Here is a 16,246-nt window from a genome sequence, read left to right on the forward strand (position 1 = left end):
TTAGTAGATTATAAAAGCCACTTTTTAGTGGCTTTTTTTGATCCTAAATTATGGTTAAAAAGCAACTATTTTAGTTTTTTTAACCATTTTACATTCAGCTTAAAGTCATTTTAAACTGTTCTTTTTTTGTTTAAGTTTTTGATATAGTTTGGTTTTTATTTTATTTAAATAACATGGCACAAGTCTTGGAATCATTAAGTGGTAATCACCCATAATCAACAGGAGAAAGTCATGGGCTTAGTTAATCGTGTAAGTGATCTGATTCAATCAAATATAGTAGCTGCGCTAGATAAAGCAGAAGATCCGCAAAAGCTCTTAAACTTGCTTATTCAAGAAATGCAGCAAGCGCTTGGTGAGTGCCGAGCAACTGCTGCGGCAATTTTGTGTGAAGAAAAAGTATTGAGACGTCAGCAGACAGAAAAACAAAACAGTATTACACAATGGCAGGAAAAAGCGGAAATCGCGGTAAGTAAAGGCCGTGATGATTTGGCGGCTGCGGCTCTCAAAGAAAAGCAGCGAGTAGTGTCTGATTTAGCGGCAATTGAGCCTGAGTTAGTTAAACTGACTGACTCGCTAGAAAAATTGCAAGATGACGCTCAGCGTTTGCAAGAAAAGCTTGGCGCGGCTAAAGCAAAGCAAAGAAGCTTGCTGCAAGTACATAACGTGGTTAATGCCAGAGTGCGTGTAAATCATCAATTAAACAGTGAAAAAGTAGCGCATGCACTTTCACGCTTTGATGTTATTGAGCGTCGTGTTGATGCGATTGAAGCGCAGGTTGAGGCTTATGAAATCACTGATTCGGCTAATCAAAATACAACAGCCGATCAAATTGATGCTTTAGTTAAAAATGATGCACTAGAGCAAGAGCTTGCAGCGTTAAAAATTAAAGTTAAAAAGTCAGCTTAGGAGTGTTGTTATGAATACTTATAATAGTCAAAAACGTTGGTATAAAGACCCATTAAATAAAAAAATATCAGGAGTGTGTAGTGGGTTAGCACGACGATTAGATCTACCTGTGTGGGTTACTCGATTGGTTACTATCTTAATGCTTATTCAGTTTCCATTAGTCATAGGTGCAGGTTATTTAATTGCCCATTGTTGCTTAGAAAGTAAAGTATATTAGGAGAGTGCCATGAAGATTGTTGCAGTTTGTCTATTAATTTTGTTACTTATGACATCAAGTCCATTTGAGATTATGCAGTTTGATTCATGGCAATTACCGCTATGGTTCACCGATCTCAGCTGGATAGGTATTGAGCTCGTAGGCGCACTTTTAGCCGTGCTAGCAGTTATTGTATGTATCGCATTGGTTGGTGTGGGGCTGTTAGGTGCTGGTATTGCAGTCTCTTTAGGATTGCTCATTGCGTTATTATTTGGTTCATTAATGATTGCTTGGCCGTTACTACTCATTGCATTTTTATGTTGGCTTGTTTCTGATAATAAAAAGGTGGCCTAACAACCACCTAAATACTAATTTTACTGACTATTTTTTCACAATTATGCTAAATTTAGTCAATAAAATGATTATCGTAACAAGGATTGAAATGACTCTTAAGCCATTACTTACAGCACTCTCTAGTGCTCTTTTAGGGATTAGCCTATACACCTCACCTGTTATTGCACATGCAGAACACCATCACGATACTGACAGTCATATTGTTGTAAATAACGCACAAGTAAGGGTTTTTCTACCTGCGAGTAAATCGAGTGTCGGTTATTTGAACTTGGTTAATCAGGGCGATAACGCAGTAACACTCACCAAGGCGAGTATTGAAAATTTAGGCCGCGTAGAAGTTCATGAGCACCAACACGTTAATGGCATGATGAAAATGAATAAAGTAGATTCATTAAAAATTAAAGCCCATTCACAAATCGACTTTAAACCGGGCGGTTATCATTTAATGGTATTTGAACCAAAAGAGCCATTAAAAGTAGGGCAAGAACTTAAACTCACGCTATATTTTAGCGACGGTAACCGTGTTTTCACTCAGGCAAAAGTGGTTTCGTTAGAGAGCCAAGCAGAACAAGCTGAGCAGTCTAAACAACACCATATGCATCATTAGGAGGTTAAATGTCACAACACAAAGGGAAAATTATCAGTGCGCTGATACTCGTGTTTATTTTATTTTATGCGACGGCAGTTTATTGGAGCGTTGAACCAGCCCGTATTGACATAATTACACACGCAAAGCAGCAAGCACAACAACGTGGTGAAAAGTTTGTTACAGGTTATACAACCACAACGTCATTAATTGAAGTTACAAGTACATTATTAAATAAGTCAGGTGGGTATTTATCGAATGATATGATGCCGCCGAGTGTGCTTATGGATAATATGCCAGCGTGGGAGTATGGTGCATTAGAAATGAGCCGCGATTTAGCGCTCTCAATGCGTAAAGATTTTAGTCGTTCGCAGTCACAATCAACAGAGCATGAAGCATTAAAAAAAGCGCAACCACAATTTAATATTAGCTCTGAAGCGTGGGCATGGCCAAGCGCAGAAAGCGAATACCAAAAAGGGATCGACTTTTTATTGGTCTACCGTTCACAAATTGCAGATCAAAATGCGCGTGAAAGCCAGTTTTATTCTCGCGCTGATAACTTAAGAGGCTGGTTAAAAGAAGCTGAAAAACGTTTAGGTAGTTTAAGCCAACGTTTAAGTGCAAGTGTTGGGCAAGAGCGTTTAAATACAGATTTAGCCGGAGATAAAGAGGCACATCAAGCAACGTATGCTCCGTTACAAAGTCAGGTTAAAACATCGTGGTGGGAAATTGATGATGTTTTTTATGAGTCACGAGGCGCAACTTGGGCTTTATTACATTTTTTGCAAGCGGTAGAATACGACTTTGCTGATGTACTTGAGAAAAAAAATGCACGTGTTAGCTTGCAGCAAATTATTCGCGAGCTTGAGGCAACCCAAGAAACTGTTTGGAGTCCGGTTATTCTAAATGGTAATGGTTTTGGTTTTGTTGCAAACCATTCATTAGTGATGGCAAATTACATATCTAGAGCCAACGCGGCTCTTATCGAACTTAGCGAACTTTTAGCGCAAGGATAAAACATGAAAAAGTACTGTTTAGCTGCCGCCCTTTCGATGGCTTTCTTAGCACCTGTTGCCCACGCAGATACCATATTGGGTTTATACGTTGGTGTTGATGGCTGGCAATCTGATAATTCAGGTAGTTTTGCTGACAAAGGTAATACAGCACAAAACTTTAATTTTGAAGATGAAACTTTTGTTAGTTACTACGCAGCGCTTGAGCATCCTGTGCCATTAGTGCCAAATATTAAATTAAAGTATACAGAGCTAGAGCTAAATGGTTCTACTACGCTCGATACAGCATTTGAATTTAATGGCACAACATATAGAAATAATACAGTCGCAAGTACGATGAGTGACTTATCGCACATCGACTATATTCTTTACTACGAAATTTTTGATAATGACTTAGTATCTATCGATTTAGGTATAAACGCGAAGCAGTTTGATGGTGAAATTACAGTAAGCGGTACTGATAGTTCGAATGCAAATGATGTACAAGTCACTGAAAAAATAGATTTCTCAGGTTTTGTACCATTGGTTTACGGTCGTGCTGAAGTAGGCTTACCGTTAACGGGGCTTAGTGTTTTCTTCGAGGGTAGCTTATTAGCAATCGATGACAGTAAAGTGCAAGATTACCAAGCTGGTATTGCATGGGCGCTACTTGATAACTTAGCGGTTGATATGGATATTAAAGCGGGCTATCGCTCAATGGTCATTGAGCTTGATGATATTGATAACGTATATACTAATATCGACGCCTCAGGTCCATTTGCAGGTATTCAAATTCATTTTTAATCTCATTAGGGATTAAAATTTTAACGTGGCATTATTTTTTCGAATGCCACGTTACATCAAACTCCTCATCAAGCGCAGTATTTAACAAATTTTTGTAGCCCTTATTAATAGGCATATTTATTAATTTTCTTAACTCATCTCCAGTTTGTGTAAACTTGTAATAGCTAAGAACGAGATCGTTGCTTTTAGATTTAAGGATTACTCGTTGCGTTAAAAACGCTAAGTTCATTTCATGCCCTGCTTTGAGTGCCGGGGATTCAATTTCTTTTCGATAAACTAGGCCGATATCCATTAAAGTCAGAATGTCAGGAAAGCTAATACCCGCTCTACCAAGGTTGAGTGATACTTTGTTACCTTTACGAAGTAAATCAAATAACGACGGCTTTTTATAAAAACCAAGTAGAATTAAATGGCTATTATCTTTTTCATTAAAACCGCAGATCGCAGTACATTTTTGTAACGCATCGGCTTCTCGTTGTGTCATTTGCTTTAGCGTTTGTAGGCTTTTAATTGAAAAAGTGCCCGGAGATACCGTTTCACCGGCTAAAATTTTGGCCCATAGTTTTTGCATTGATTCGTTCGATGTATCTTCACAGAGTGCGATAAAGCGCTCAACCCAGTCGCTGTCCGGCTGCCCTTTACAGGTTACATCAGGGCAAAAGCTCATTGCCATAGCCATAATTGCTTCGATATTTTGCTGTTGATTTACCAGTAATAGCTGTTGACGATGTTGGGCGCGAGTGAGTATTGGATCTTCACTATTTACGTGATAAGCCAAAGGGGGACGTCCCTGCGGTCCGTAGCTATCCTCACTTTTTTGTGAAACGCGAACCGTGCTTGCCTTACGTATTGGGCAACCAAGCTTTGACTCAATTATATGAGCTAAGTTAATTTTCGCCTGTGCTGCTTGTATTGTCATTCTTGACCTCAATGTCTTGTATCGTCTGTAGTTGCACGACAGTTTTTAAATTGTTGAGCCCAAGTTCAACGGTATTAGTAAGAATATACTGACTTATTAACGCTAAGTATCCACCTAATATAGGTGTTGTTACTTCGCCAAGTAAAGTGCAAGAGATTAAATTATCATTGGCTTTGCGTGTAAAATTAATAGTCCCCGTGGCAATATGCTCTTCATTAAATAAAATATTTAAATGAATTGTTGATGGTGTAATGTTGGTGATTGTCATTTCACCGAACCCCCAGTTACTCTGCCAAAATTGATGGGCACCCACACCTGAACTAGGGTTTGAAACATCAAAAATAATGCTCGGGTCCACGGCTTCCCAAGGAGACCATAGTTGCCACTTTGAAAAGTCATTTATATATGGTTCAATAATCACCTGTTCAGCTTGAATTATTATGCTTTTATTTACTTGATACTGTTGTGGCAGTACTAGCCCTAATACCAATAACAGCATACAAATAACAAAAATAAATTGGGTAATTTTTTTTATGACTTTAATAATTATTCCTTAAATATATTTAAGCTATACGAGTATCAAGCTGCTGAACTTCGACTATAATATGTAAAATGCTATTTACCAATATTAATCAATAATTATGAGCTACAGGCTAAGTAATGATACGCTGTGAGTCAACATTGGTTCGATCTTAACCCTTTAACTGTACACCGTATTTGAAACTGAAGGATTTAAAATGACGTCAGAGCACAGTGATTTTTTGTTTTTTAATCATCAAGATGAACCTCTAAATGAGGTTGTGCCTACAGAGTTTTGGGATATTTTAATTGTAGATGACGACCCAGAAATACATTCAGTGACGAAGCTGGCTCTTTCTGGGGTTGAATTTTGGGGAAAGGGTTTGCGCTTTCATCATGCATATTCAGCAGTGGAAGGTATAGAAGTATTAAGCAAAGCGCCTAATGTATCAGTGTTACTTCTTGACGTTGTTATGGAGTCTGATGATGCGGGTTTAAAAATGGTTAAAGAGGTGCGTGAAACACTAAAAAACCATAACGTGCGCATTATATTACGTACAGGGCAGCCTGGATATGCACCTGAAGAACAGGTGATTCGTGAATATGATATTAACGATTATAAAACAAAAACTGAGCTAACTCGCAGCAAGTTAGTGACATCTTTAATCACTGCAATCCGCTCTTATGAACAGGTATGTCAGCTAGAAGCCCAAAGCAAAGCCCTAAATAATATTTTATGTGCTTCTAAAGCTATTTTAGGCTTTACTGATATTAAAGCATTTACCATGGCGGTAATTAAACAGCTTAGTGTCATTCTTGATTGTGAGGCAACAGGGGTTGTATGTGGCACGCTTGATGATAGTAATCGTATTAGCGTGCTCGGGGGGAGTACTCAGTTTAGTGCTTTTTTTAGTCAAGGTATTGAGCAGCTTGATAATGGGCGCATTATTTTACAAGTGCAAAACTGTTTTGAATATGAAGAACACCAACATACAAAGCACGATACGACCTTATTACTGAAAAGTAAAAGCCGCCAAGCTGCAATTTATCTTGAGTATGTTAGCCAGCCGAGTAATGCCCAGCTGCAATTTGCTGAAATATTTCTTACTAACGTCAGTGTCGGTTTAGATAACGTGCGACTGTTTAATAACCTCAGAGATGCGGCGTTTAAAGACGTATTAACAGGGCTATCTAATCGTACCTACTTTACTGAGCAAATAGAAAAATATCACCGCTTAACTAACAATGATCATGTGTTTGTGCTGATTGATGTAGCGCATTTTTCTGATATAAATAATGGTTTGGGGCAGGAAGTTGGAAACAACTTACTTGTTGCGATTGTTGAACGTTTGAAACAAGAGTACCCAGCAGCTAAATTATTATCGCGGATTGGAGCTGATGTATTTGGCTTTTTAATCGAGCAGCAGGGATTTGACCAAACTGAGCTCTATGATAATTTAAATTTACCTTTTGCAGCCGCAGAACATATTTTACCTGTCACGTTCAAAATTGGCATTTGCGAGCAAAAAGATTTTCAAGCAATCGGTATTGAAACCTTAAAGCTTGCTTATATAGCACTTAACCAAGCAAAAAAAGGTAAGTATAACACTGCGGTGTGCTATACACCTGATATGGAAGAGCAAATGGCATGGCGTTTAGGTATTATTCGCCAACTTCGCCAAGATTTTGAGCATAATAAATTAGAGGTGTGGTATCAGCCACAGTTCACACTCAATGATTTAGCACTTATTGGTTGTGAAGCTTTGTTACGTTGGCCTTCAGGTCAGGGGAATTATATCTCTCCTGCTATCTTCATACCTTTCGCCGAAGACGCTGGTTTAATTGTTGGCATAGGCCAATGGGTATTAGAGCAAGCATGTATGCAACAAAAGCGCTTAGAAGCAACAGGGGTAGAAATCTGTATTGCTGTTAATGTCTCTGTCCCGCAATTTAAAGTAAAAGGTTTTGCCCAGCAGGTAAAAAATACATTATTAAAGTATCATGTGAAGCCTAAAAATATAGAGCTAGAAGTGACCGAAAGTGTCGTCATGGATGAAATGAATGCCGTGATAGAAACATTGCAAGAATTGAAAGAGTTTGGCATTCAAGTTGCTATAGATGACTTTGGTACTGGTTTTTCCTCATTAAGTTATTTACAAAAGCTGCCAATAGATCGGTTGAAAATCGATCGGACATTTATAAAAGATCTCCCGCAGAAAGATTCAGGAGCCATTGCAGCATTAGTAGTCGCTCTTGGTGCGCAGCTTGGGTTGAAAACAATTGCAGAAGGCGTTGAAACACAGGGGCAGGCTGATTTACTCAGGGAGCTTGGTTGTGATGAAGTACAAGGTTTTATGTATGCTAAGCCGATGCCTGAAGCGCAACTTATTCAGTACTTTGAGAGCAAAAGTTAGGGGTTGTTGACCTTTGTGGATTGAAATTTGTTCAATCTAGGGGCGATTTAATCGCGGCGTGAGGTTTGGAATCGAGTGGGCTCGATAACTGCTCCTGCGTTATTCTACTGGCTCACATCCATGTGAGAATAAGTCAAAATCGAGCAAAGTTTCTGCGCCCTGCTTACGCCCCTTACCTACATCCATGGAAGTAACAAAGAGTTAATCGCCCTAGGCAGAACTCTTCGGGCAGCGCGTGTTTGGCATTTATGTTGCGATATCGCCTATTTATGGGGAGCAACTACATTACATCGGCTCCGCCTTGCTTGAAAACTAAACACACCGCTTGAAATTCAACCTCAAAAGATAAACAGACCCAAATAGTATTGTTGTATTAGTTGGGACTGTGAAGTAAATCGTTAATATCGTTTGGTAATTAATTCGGGTATACTTTGCGACCTTTTTTAAAGCAATTGGTCATTAATTCATGAGCGCACTTAAAGCCAAACGAGCCTTATTCTCATACCCAAAATATTGGGCCGAGTGTTATGGCACAGCACCATTTTTACCAACTACACGCAAAGAGATGGATGCACTTGGCTGGGATAGCTGCGATATAATCATAATTAGTGGCGATGCTTACGTTGATCATCCTAGTTTTGGTATGGCAGTGATTGGTCGAGTACTTGAAGCACAAGGCTTTCGAGTGGGTATTATTGCCCAGCCTGATTGGCAGTCAAAAGATGCCTTTATGGAGCTTGGCAGACCGAATCTATTTTTTGGTGTGACAGCCGGTAACATGGATTCGATGATCAACCGTTACACAGCTGAAAAGCGTATGCGCCATGATGATGCTTACACGCCAGGTAATATTGGTGGTAAGCGCCCAGATCGCGCAGTTATGATCTATTCTCAAAAATGCCGCGAAGCCTATAAAGGCATTCCTATCGTTATTGGTGGTATCGAAGCCAGCCTTCGTCGTATTGCTCATTATGATTATTGGCAAGAAAAAGTACGACGTAGTATTTTGTTTGATGCCAAAGCTGACATTCTTATTTATGGTAATGCTGAACGTCCTTTAGTTGAAGTTGCGCACCGCATAGCGGCAGGCGAAACAATGGATACGATTCAAGATATTCGTGGTACTGCAGTTATACGTAAAGAGCCGCTTCCGGGTTGGCGTGGTAGTGATTCAACGGCAATTGATAAAATAGGCAAGATTGATCCGATCCCTAATCCGTACGGCGCAGATGATGTTGGTTGTGGTAAAAGTGAATTTAAACAAGCAGGCATCGATTTAAAAGCGGAAGCTGCTAAGCCAATTACCATTCAACCAGCGCGCCCTAAGCCGTGGGAAAAAACCTATGTTAAGTTACCAGCATTCGAACAAGTAAGCGTTAACAAGCCGTTATATGCCCATGCATCGCGTATTTTACACCAAGAAACTAACCCTGGTTGTGCCCGAGCATTGTTTCAGCGCCACGGTGAGCGTTCTATTTGGGTTAATCCGCCAGCGTATCCATTAGAAACTCATGAAATGGATGCCGTGTTTGGTTTACCTTATCAGCGCATTCCTCATCCACGCTATGGAAGTGAAAAAATCCCTGCTTATGACATGATCAAAACATCGGTCAATATCATGAGGGGTTGTTTTGGTGGTTGTTCATTTTGCTCTATTACAGAGCATGAGGGGCGGATCATTCAAAGTCGCTCGCAAGAGTCGATCATTGAAGAAATCGAACAAATTCGTGACAAAGTACCTGGCTTTACTGGGGTTATTTCTGATTTAGGTGGCCCTACTGCAAACATGTACAAACTGCGTTGTAAGAGTAAAAAAGCAGAGAGTACCTGTCGTCGTTTATCGTGCGTGTATCCAGATATTTGTAAGCATATGGATACTGACCACACGCCTACAATCGATTTATACAAAAAAGCCCGTGAAGTAAAAGGGGTGAAAAAAATCCTTATTGCCTCCGGTGTACGTTACGATTTAGCTGTACAAGATCCACGTTATGTAAAAGAGTTAGTAACGCATCATGTTGGTGGTTACTTAAAAATAGCGCCAGAGCATACTGAAGACGGGCCATTATCTAAAATGATGAAGCCGGGTATGGGCGCATATGATCAGTTTAAAGAGTTATTTGATAAGTACTCTAAAGAAGCGGGTAAAAAGCAGTATTTGATCCCGTACTTTATTTCCGCACATCCGGGCACAAAAGATGAAGACATGGTTAACATGGCACTGTGGCTTAAATCAAATGATTTTAAACTTGATCAAGTGCAAAATTTTTACCCATCACCGATGGCAAACGCAACCACTATTTATCACACTGAGATGAACTCGCTACGTAATATTAAAAATAATACTGAGCAAGTACCCGTGCCAAAAGGTGCGCGCCAACGTCGTTTACATAAAGCGATACTGCGCTACCACGATCCTGCTGGTTGGCCAATGATCCGCGAAGCTTTGCGTAACATGGGTAAAGCTAAGTTGATAGGTAAAGGGCCTAACTGTTTAGTGCCAGAAGAAACGCGTGACGAAAAGTCACTTAAAGCAAGCAAAGGCGGGCGTCCTGCACTGAGCCGTCATACCGGGTTTAGTCAGTTTAAAAAAGCCAATACTAAACCCAAAGTGGGTGGAAACCGCCAGCGGGCTAGATAGCTTTACAGCACACGTCAAAACGCCCAGCATTTGCTGGGCGTTTTAGTTTTGAACGAGTAAATAGTCGCTACTTATTCTTCAGTTTATTCTTCAGCTTACTCTTCAATAAACGATTCGCCTTCGGTCATCCACTTAGCGGCTGGTTTACCTTTTAAGTAATGATCAAAATACTGCATCATACGAATTGAGAAATCCACTTGGTTAGGGAATTTTTTTAAGTGATGTGGTTCACCTTCATATTGTAAAAATGTAGCATCTTTACCTGCACGACGGAGCGCTAAGTAATACTGCACACCTTCATGCCATGGTACAGCATCATCTTTATCGCCAAACATGATTAAAATAGGTGTATTTACTTTATCTGCAAAAAATACCGGTGAATTTTCAATATAAAGTTCAGGGGCTTCAAATAGATTTTTACCGATACGGCTTTGGCCTGTTTCATACTGAAACTGACGAGCAAGGCCTGACTTTAATCGAATGCCACTGTAAGCGCTGGTCATGTTCGATACAGGTGCGCCCGATACAACCGCTTTGAACATGTCGGTTTGGGTGATCATAAAGGCACTTTGGTAGCCTGCCCACGAATGACCTTGCAGGCCAATTTTATCAGGGTCGGCAATACCTAAATCAATCAGTTTTTGGGTTGCGTTGATCATCGTTTGTGTTGATGATTTGCCAGGATGGCCTATTTCAAAGCGAATATCAGGTAAAAATACTGCATAACCATTTGAGGTAAACATAGGAAAGTTGGGGCGATGGTTTAATTCCATTTTTGGAAAATCAAACATACGCTGACTCATATAACGATAAAAGTACACAACAACAGGCACTTTATCGCCTTTCTTGTAGCCTGCAGGTTTGATCAACACACCTTGCAAGTCTTCCCCATCAAAGCCTTTGTAATTTATTAGTTCTGGTTTTTGGCCCCATGCAAAGTTATCCACTTGTGGGTTTAAGTGAGTGACGCGCTGTGGTTTTTTGAAACTAAAATTTGTTTGATGAATATCAGGAAACTGATGATAGGTTTGCTCAGTAAACAAATATTTATCAGCATTTTTAGCTTTTTTAATTACATCAAAGCGCTTATTGCCTGTTAAAACTTTAGTAATTGAATTATCAGTTAAGTTAAGTTTGGCAATCTCGGTTTGCTTGTTCTGAAGGTCTGTGGCACTCACTAGAAGAGTGTCGTTTTTAGCAAAGCCTACTTGCTCTTTATCAAGCTTAATAATGCGATATTGCGTATTACTCTCTTTACCTTGCGTAAGTTGGGTTGCTTTGAGGGTGTTGACATCAAACGCCCATACGTCATATTTACTGTACACAAGTACTTGGCTGCTATCTTCTAACCAGCCAGCAAATCCGTAGCCTGGTTGGGCTGATGGGTAATCATGTTTATCATCAGCAAAAACAGCTTTTATTGCTTTTGTTAAGGTGCTTACCTTATTGTTACCTAAGTCTTTAAGTTGCACTTGACTGTTATTAAAGTAGACAGCAAACTCGCCGCTTGGCGATAAGCTAGGTCTAAACGGGTAATCTTTTATGATTGCTTTTTGTTCGCCGGTATTCACATCTACAGCATAGTAATCTGCAAAAAAACCGCCATACATAATACGTTTGAGGTAAGGTAAGTTAGATGAACCAAGTAGCGCATTACGACTGTTAGTTTTTAGTGCCACATAGGGCATATCTACGTCGCTTAGCTGAGCGACCCGCTTACCATTAAGATGATAAACCGCTTGGTAATGCTTATTTTTATTGGTTTCGTTCCACTGTTGTTCTTCGCGAGGTTTTATTTCGGCGTCATTGTTATGCCACACATTAAGACCTTTTTGCGCACGTATCGTGTCGTAATCAAAAAGTGAGGCTTGATCCGTGTATTTTTTGTCTTTAACTTTAGCTGCTAACTTAGGGTGATTTTCAAAGTATAAGCGCTCACCGTCTTCAGACCAGCTCAGTTTTGCTGTTTTGCCGATAGTCCAATTTTTTTCAGGTGAGGTTATATCTGTAAGCTGTTCGTTTTGCCATAATTTTAATTGATGGTCGCGACGGCGCATATCGTCATTCACATAATTACCCAGTGTGAATACGGCGATGTTTTTAGTTGGATGCCAAGCAATTTTATTTGCAACAACACCTGGTTCATCAATTAATACACTTGTTTCAAACGTATTATTTAATGAAATTAACGCCACCTGATTATCGCTACCATCTGGGTAGCTTTGGCTGACTATAAGCTCGCTGCCAGATGCATTAATAGCGTAACTAAACACACTATTTATTGTATGGGTTGTAGCATCTGTTAAATTTACAACAATGAGATCAAATACTTTATCTTTCTTATCTGGTTTGATTTCACTGGTTTTATCGGTATTTTTAGCATCATCAATATCTTTACTATCATCGTCTTTATCTGTTTTTTGGTCTAAACGGTATGCTAACCACTTTCCATCATCAGAGAGCTGATAGTCTTTTACGTTATCAAAAGTTTGTTGTTCACCAGTGGCAGTACTTACCAATACCAGATTATTTTTTAATGTACTTTTCTTTTTGGTGGTTTCTTTTGCTAGCAAAGTCGGAACTTGAGTGAATGCCACCCAGTTGGCGACTTTATTTATCTGAGGTTTAGTGCCGCGCTCAACTTCGGCGAGTAGTTTATTGTTGTTTAACGTATAAACTTGGCCTGTTGCATTGCCGCGATAGGGTGTTGCACTAAAGCTGAGCACTTTACCGTCTTCTGATAACTGTGTTGTTTTAGCTGCTTTAAAATTGAATACATCTTTAAATTGTAGCGCGTCTTTTGCGTGGGCAGGTACGCTATTTAGGCTTGCAACTAGGGCAATGCTTAGTAGGGAAAGTTGGGCTTTCATTATTGATTCTCTTTTTGTTTGATCATCCCCATCATAGCGGTTTTGTTAAACAATTCGAGTAGATACGATAAGTGGCTTAAAAAGAGGGGTGAACCTAACAAAACCTTGCGAAGAGATTCGCAAGGTTGATCATTTTAGGAGCTAGGAGCTAGGAGCTAGGAGCTAAAGCCAGATCTTTTGCAGCTCAAGCCATTGTTTTTCAAATTGTGCACTGGGTTTAGCTTTAAAATCACTACGCACAAATTGGTTCATTTTACCTTCAATATAGGCAAGCAAAAAGTTTGCGATTGTTAGCTCGTCACTTTGAAACGTTTTGCCTTCACGCAATTTACGTTCACGTAGAACCTGTTTAAGCTGAGTTTCAAGTTTTTCAAATAAGCTCTGCACGCGTTCACGCAAACGTTCCTGCTCACCTTGAAGTGCATCACCCGTTAAAATACGTGTGATACCTGGATTCTTTTCTGCAAAAGCCAATAGTAATAATAAAATATTATAAACGCGGCTTTGCGTTTCTTTTTCGTTTTCAAGAATAAGGTTTATACGCGACAGTAAAGTGTCTTCAATAAATTCAATTAAGCCTTCAAACATCCGTGCTTTACTCGGGAAATGACGATATAGCGCTGCTTCAGATACGCCCACTTCAGCAGCTAATTTGGCTGTGGTGATGCGTTGTCCTGGGCTTGTTTCTAACATTTGTGCGAGTGCTTGTAGTATTTGCTCTTTGCGATTACTTCTTTTTGTCGCAGGCATGAACATTCCTTTCTTTATAGTAATTTACTTAGCTTTAATGACTACTCGCCAGTTATTTTTTGAACAAGCGATTAAGGCCATGTTAATGTTTTATGCAGCTTCTTTCCAGCCTTTTTACAACCGTTTAGCAACCTCGGTCATTACGCTCAGGGCTAATGCACTTTTTGTCTCGATAGCTAACTCTTTTTGCTCAGTTAACCAAAATAAAGTCAGTGCATTATGATCTGAATTAAAGCCAAGGCCTGCTTGTGACACATCATTTGCACAAATCATATCGAGGTTTTTATTACTGAGTTTACCTTTAGCATAATTCGCTACATCTTGAGTTTCGGCTGCAAAACCAACAGTGTAAGGACGGCCTTCTGTAAGGTTTGCAATAGCAGCAATAACATCAGGGTTTTTAACTAAGGTGAGAATGAGTTCGTCACCTTGCTTTTTCATTTTTTGATCTGCAACAGCACTAGCGCGATAGTCAGCTACAGCAGCGCAGCCTATAAACACATCAGAAAGAGGGGCTAAGAGTAAAGACTCATTCAATAGCTGCTGTGCACTTTGTATTTGAATCACGTTAGCACCGGCGGGTGGCGTTATTGTGACAGGCCCTGAAATTAAATTTACGTGTGCGCCTAACGATAGTGCAGCTTGAGCAAGTGCATACCCCATCTTTCCTGAGCTGTGGTTTGAAATAAAGCGTACAGGGTCAAGTGGTTCGCGAGTTGGGCCAGCTGTAATTGTAATCGTTTTACCTGCTAACAGCTGCGGTTGTGCAGGTTGTGTGCATAGCGTTACAAGTTCATGTGGTTCAAGCATACGGCCAGCACCTACGTCCCCACAAGCTTGCTCACCTTTACCAGGTCCCCAAATAGCCACGTTACGCTGCGCTAATGTAGCTAGATTAGCTTGAGTAGCGGGGTGGGCGTACATTTGTTGATTCATCGCTGGGGCAACCGCAACCTTGGCAGGTGTTGCCAGTAACAAGGTTGTGAGTAAGTCATCCGCAATGCCAGCGGCCATTTTTGCAATTATATTGCTGGTGGCTGGTGCGACTAAGATCAAATCAGCCCATTTAGCAAACTCAATATGGCCCATTGCAGCTTCTGCAGATGGGTCTAATAATGAATCAGAAACAATCTCACCACTAACGGCTTGCATGGTAAGTGGCGTGATAAAGTGTTTGGCTGATTCAGTCATCACCACTTTTATTTCACAACCGTGATCTTTTAAGCGCCTTACTAATTCTGCGCACTTATAAGCGGCAATTCCACCACTGATCCCCAATACAATTTTTTTATTTGCTAACTTTGCCATTAAATCTGCCATAAACGTTGCCATAAGCTGATAAAGCTCTTTTCAATATGCGCTAACGATAGCAAATCTTTGGCGAATGGACGAAGTTTTTAATTTTGAATTTTATTAAGCGTTTTAGAGGCGAAACTTTATTTTTGCATTACAGTTAAATGACTACATTAGATTTTAGGGACGAAATAATGCAGCTCACTTCTTTACCGAGTAATCAGCGACCACGAGAAAAGCTATTAGCTAAGGGGGCAAAGTCGCTCAGTGATGCCGAGTTACTTGCGATATTTTTGCGAACAGGGTTACCGGGCATGAATGTCGTTGAGTTAGCACAGCACCTTATGACGCAAAACCAAACATTACATAATTTATTTAACGCATCGATTGATGATTTTTGTGCACAAAAAGGATTAGGCACAGCTAAGTTTGTGCAGTTACAAGCTGTATTAGAATTAAGTCGTCGTTACATGATGGAGCAATGCCAGCGAAAAGCAGTATTTAACTCGCCACAATCTGTGTATGACTATTTAACGCTTGAGCTGCGAGGATTGCAGCAAGAAGTATTTATGGTGTTGTACTTGGATAGTCAAAATCGCTTAATAAAAGAAGAAACGCTTTTTTATGGGACAATTAATTCAGCATCTGTTTATCCACGGGAAGTGTTAAAAGCAGCCTTAAAAAATAATGCTGCAGCACTTATTTTGGCACACAATCACCCATCAGGTATCGCTGAACCAAGTCAAGCTGATAAGCTTATTACGAATAAATTGCAGCAAGCACTGCAATTAGTCGATATAAATATCTTAGACCACATCATTGTTGGTGGTGATAATTGTGTTTCTTTTGCACAAAGAGGGTTGATTTAAGCGGTTTCGGATTACTAGCGTGTTAAAAATGAGCAGTTTAGTGCTGTTTTGCAAATTAGTTTAATTTAAATGCAGTTTTTACTTTCCCTAAGGGCATTCGATCTTTATAATTAGCCGCTATCAAATTTACACA

14 protein-coding genes are annotated in these 16,246 nt (G+C 39.9%); 9 read left to right on the plus strand and 5 right to left on the minus strand.

The genetic code is table 11. The features are described 5' to 3' along the window. Positions 1-231 precede the first annotated feature (231 nt). The 6 genes from ACJJVX_RS06575 (at position 232) to ACJJVX_RS06600 (ending at position 3,838) form a co-directional block, all read left to right on the plus strand. Complete coding sequence (locus ACJJVX_RS06575; RefSeq protein ID WP_054202999.1) at positions 232-906, plus strand: PspA/IM30 family protein; 675 nt, start codon at positions 232-234, stop codon at positions 904-906. 10 nt (positions 907-916) lie between these two features. Next, positions 917-1,123 (plus strand): PspC domain-containing protein, encoded by a 207-nt coding sequence (locus tag ACJJVX_RS06580; protein WP_054203000.1) that lies wholly within the window; start codon positions 917-919, stop codon positions 1,121-1,123. A 9-nt stretch (positions 1,124-1,132) separates the two neighbouring features. Further along, complete coding sequence (locus tag ACJJVX_RS06585) at positions 1,133-1,456, plus strand: hypothetical protein (protein WP_054203001.1); 324 nt, start codon at positions 1,133-1,135, stop codon at positions 1,454-1,456. Positions 1,457-1,544: 88 nt separating this feature from the next. Next, positions 1,545-2,063 carry a copper chaperone PCu(A)C gene (locus ACJJVX_RS06590; protein WP_169327576.1) on the plus strand — a complete coding sequence of 173 codons (519 nt, stop codon included), beginning with the start codon at positions 1,545-1,547 and terminating at the stop codon, positions 2,061-2,063. A gap of 8 nt (positions 2,064-2,071) precedes the next feature. Beyond that, positions 2,072-3,058, plus strand: coding sequence for a DUF2333 family protein (locus ACJJVX_RS06595; protein ID WP_054203003.1), 987 nt, complete (start codon positions 2,072-2,074; stop codon positions 3,056-3,058). 3 nt (positions 3,059-3,061) lie between these two features. Continuing rightward, positions 3,062-3,838: a TIGR04219 family outer membrane beta-barrel protein gene (locus ACJJVX_RS06600; protein ID WP_054203004.1), complete on the plus strand. Its 777-nt coding sequence runs from the start codon at positions 3,062-3,064 to the stop codon at positions 3,836-3,838. Between the two features lie 31 nt (positions 3,839-3,869). On the opposite strand, the gene ACJJVX_RS06605 is transcribed toward ACJJVX_RS06600, so the two are convergent. Together ACJJVX_RS06605 and ACJJVX_RS06610 are read right to left on the minus strand one after the other, a co-directional pair. After that, positions 3,870-4,757, minus strand: a complete 888-nt coding sequence (locus ACJJVX_RS06605; protein ID WP_054203005.1) for a TIGR03899 family protein — start codon at positions 4,755-4,757, stop codon at positions 3,870-3,872. Next, a complete protein-coding gene (locus ACJJVX_RS06610) occupies positions 4,726-5,256 on the minus strand; it encodes an SRPBCC family protein (protein ID WP_054455874.1) in 531 nt (176 codons plus the stop codon). The genes ACJJVX_RS06605 and ACJJVX_RS06610 overlap by 32 nt, the downstream gene beginning before the upstream one ends. Positions 5,257-5,494: 238 nt before the next feature. On the opposite strand from ACJJVX_RS06610, the gene ACJJVX_RS06615 reads away from it, so the two are divergent. Both ACJJVX_RS06615 and ACJJVX_RS06620 read left to right on the plus strand, forming a co-directional pair. Beyond that, positions 5,495-7,690, plus strand: coding sequence for an EAL domain-containing protein (locus ACJJVX_RS06615; protein ID WP_405630695.1), 2,196 nt, complete (start codon positions 5,495-5,497; stop codon positions 7,688-7,690). 466 nt (positions 7,691-8,156) lie between these two features. Beyond that, complete coding sequence (locus ACJJVX_RS06620) at positions 8,157-10,331, plus strand: YgiQ family radical SAM protein (RefSeq protein WP_054203008.1); 2,175 nt, start codon at positions 8,157-8,159, stop codon at positions 10,329-10,331. Between the two features lie 95 nt (positions 10,332-10,426). Here ACJJVX_RS06620 and ACJJVX_RS06625 read toward each other — a convergent pair whose 3' ends face one another. From ACJJVX_RS06625 to coaBC, 3 genes are all read right to left on the minus strand, one after another. After that, positions 10,427-13,201 carry a prolyl oligopeptidase family serine peptidase gene (locus ACJJVX_RS06625; RefSeq protein WP_405630698.1) on the minus strand — a complete coding sequence of 925 codons (2,775 nt, stop codon included), beginning with the start codon at positions 13,199-13,201 and terminating at the stop codon, positions 10,427-10,429. A gap of 162 nt (positions 13,202-13,363) precedes the next feature. Beyond that, the gene (gene slmA, locus ACJJVX_RS06630; protein ID WP_054203010.1) at positions 13,364-13,951 is read right to left on the minus strand and encodes a nucleoid occlusion factor SlmA; all 588 of its coding nucleotides are present in this window, start codon (positions 13,949-13,951) and stop codon (positions 13,364-13,366) included. A gap of 114 nt (positions 13,952-14,065) precedes the next feature. After that, on the minus strand, positions 14,066-15,259 hold the full coding sequence (gene coaBC, locus ACJJVX_RS06635; RefSeq protein WP_170174188.1) for a bifunctional phosphopantothenoylcysteine decarboxylase/phosphopantothenate--cysteine ligase CoaBC: 1,194 nt from the start codon (positions 15,257-15,259) through the stop codon (positions 14,066-14,068). A gap of 179 nt (positions 15,260-15,438) precedes the next feature. Between coaBC and radC the strand changes: the two genes are divergently transcribed. Continuing rightward, positions 15,439-16,113 (plus strand): DNA repair protein RadC, encoded by a 675-nt coding sequence (radC, locus tag ACJJVX_RS06640; protein WP_054203011.1) that lies wholly within the window; start codon positions 15,439-15,441, stop codon positions 16,111-16,113. Positions 16,114-16,246: the final 133 nt, after the last annotated feature.

Origin of the sequence: Pseudoalteromonas sp. Ld20 (assembly GCF_045064175.1) — a bacterium.
GTDB classification, from domain to species: domain Bacteria; phylum Pseudomonadota; class Gammaproteobacteria; order Enterobacterales; family Alteromonadaceae; genus Pseudoalteromonas; species Pseudoalteromonas neustonica.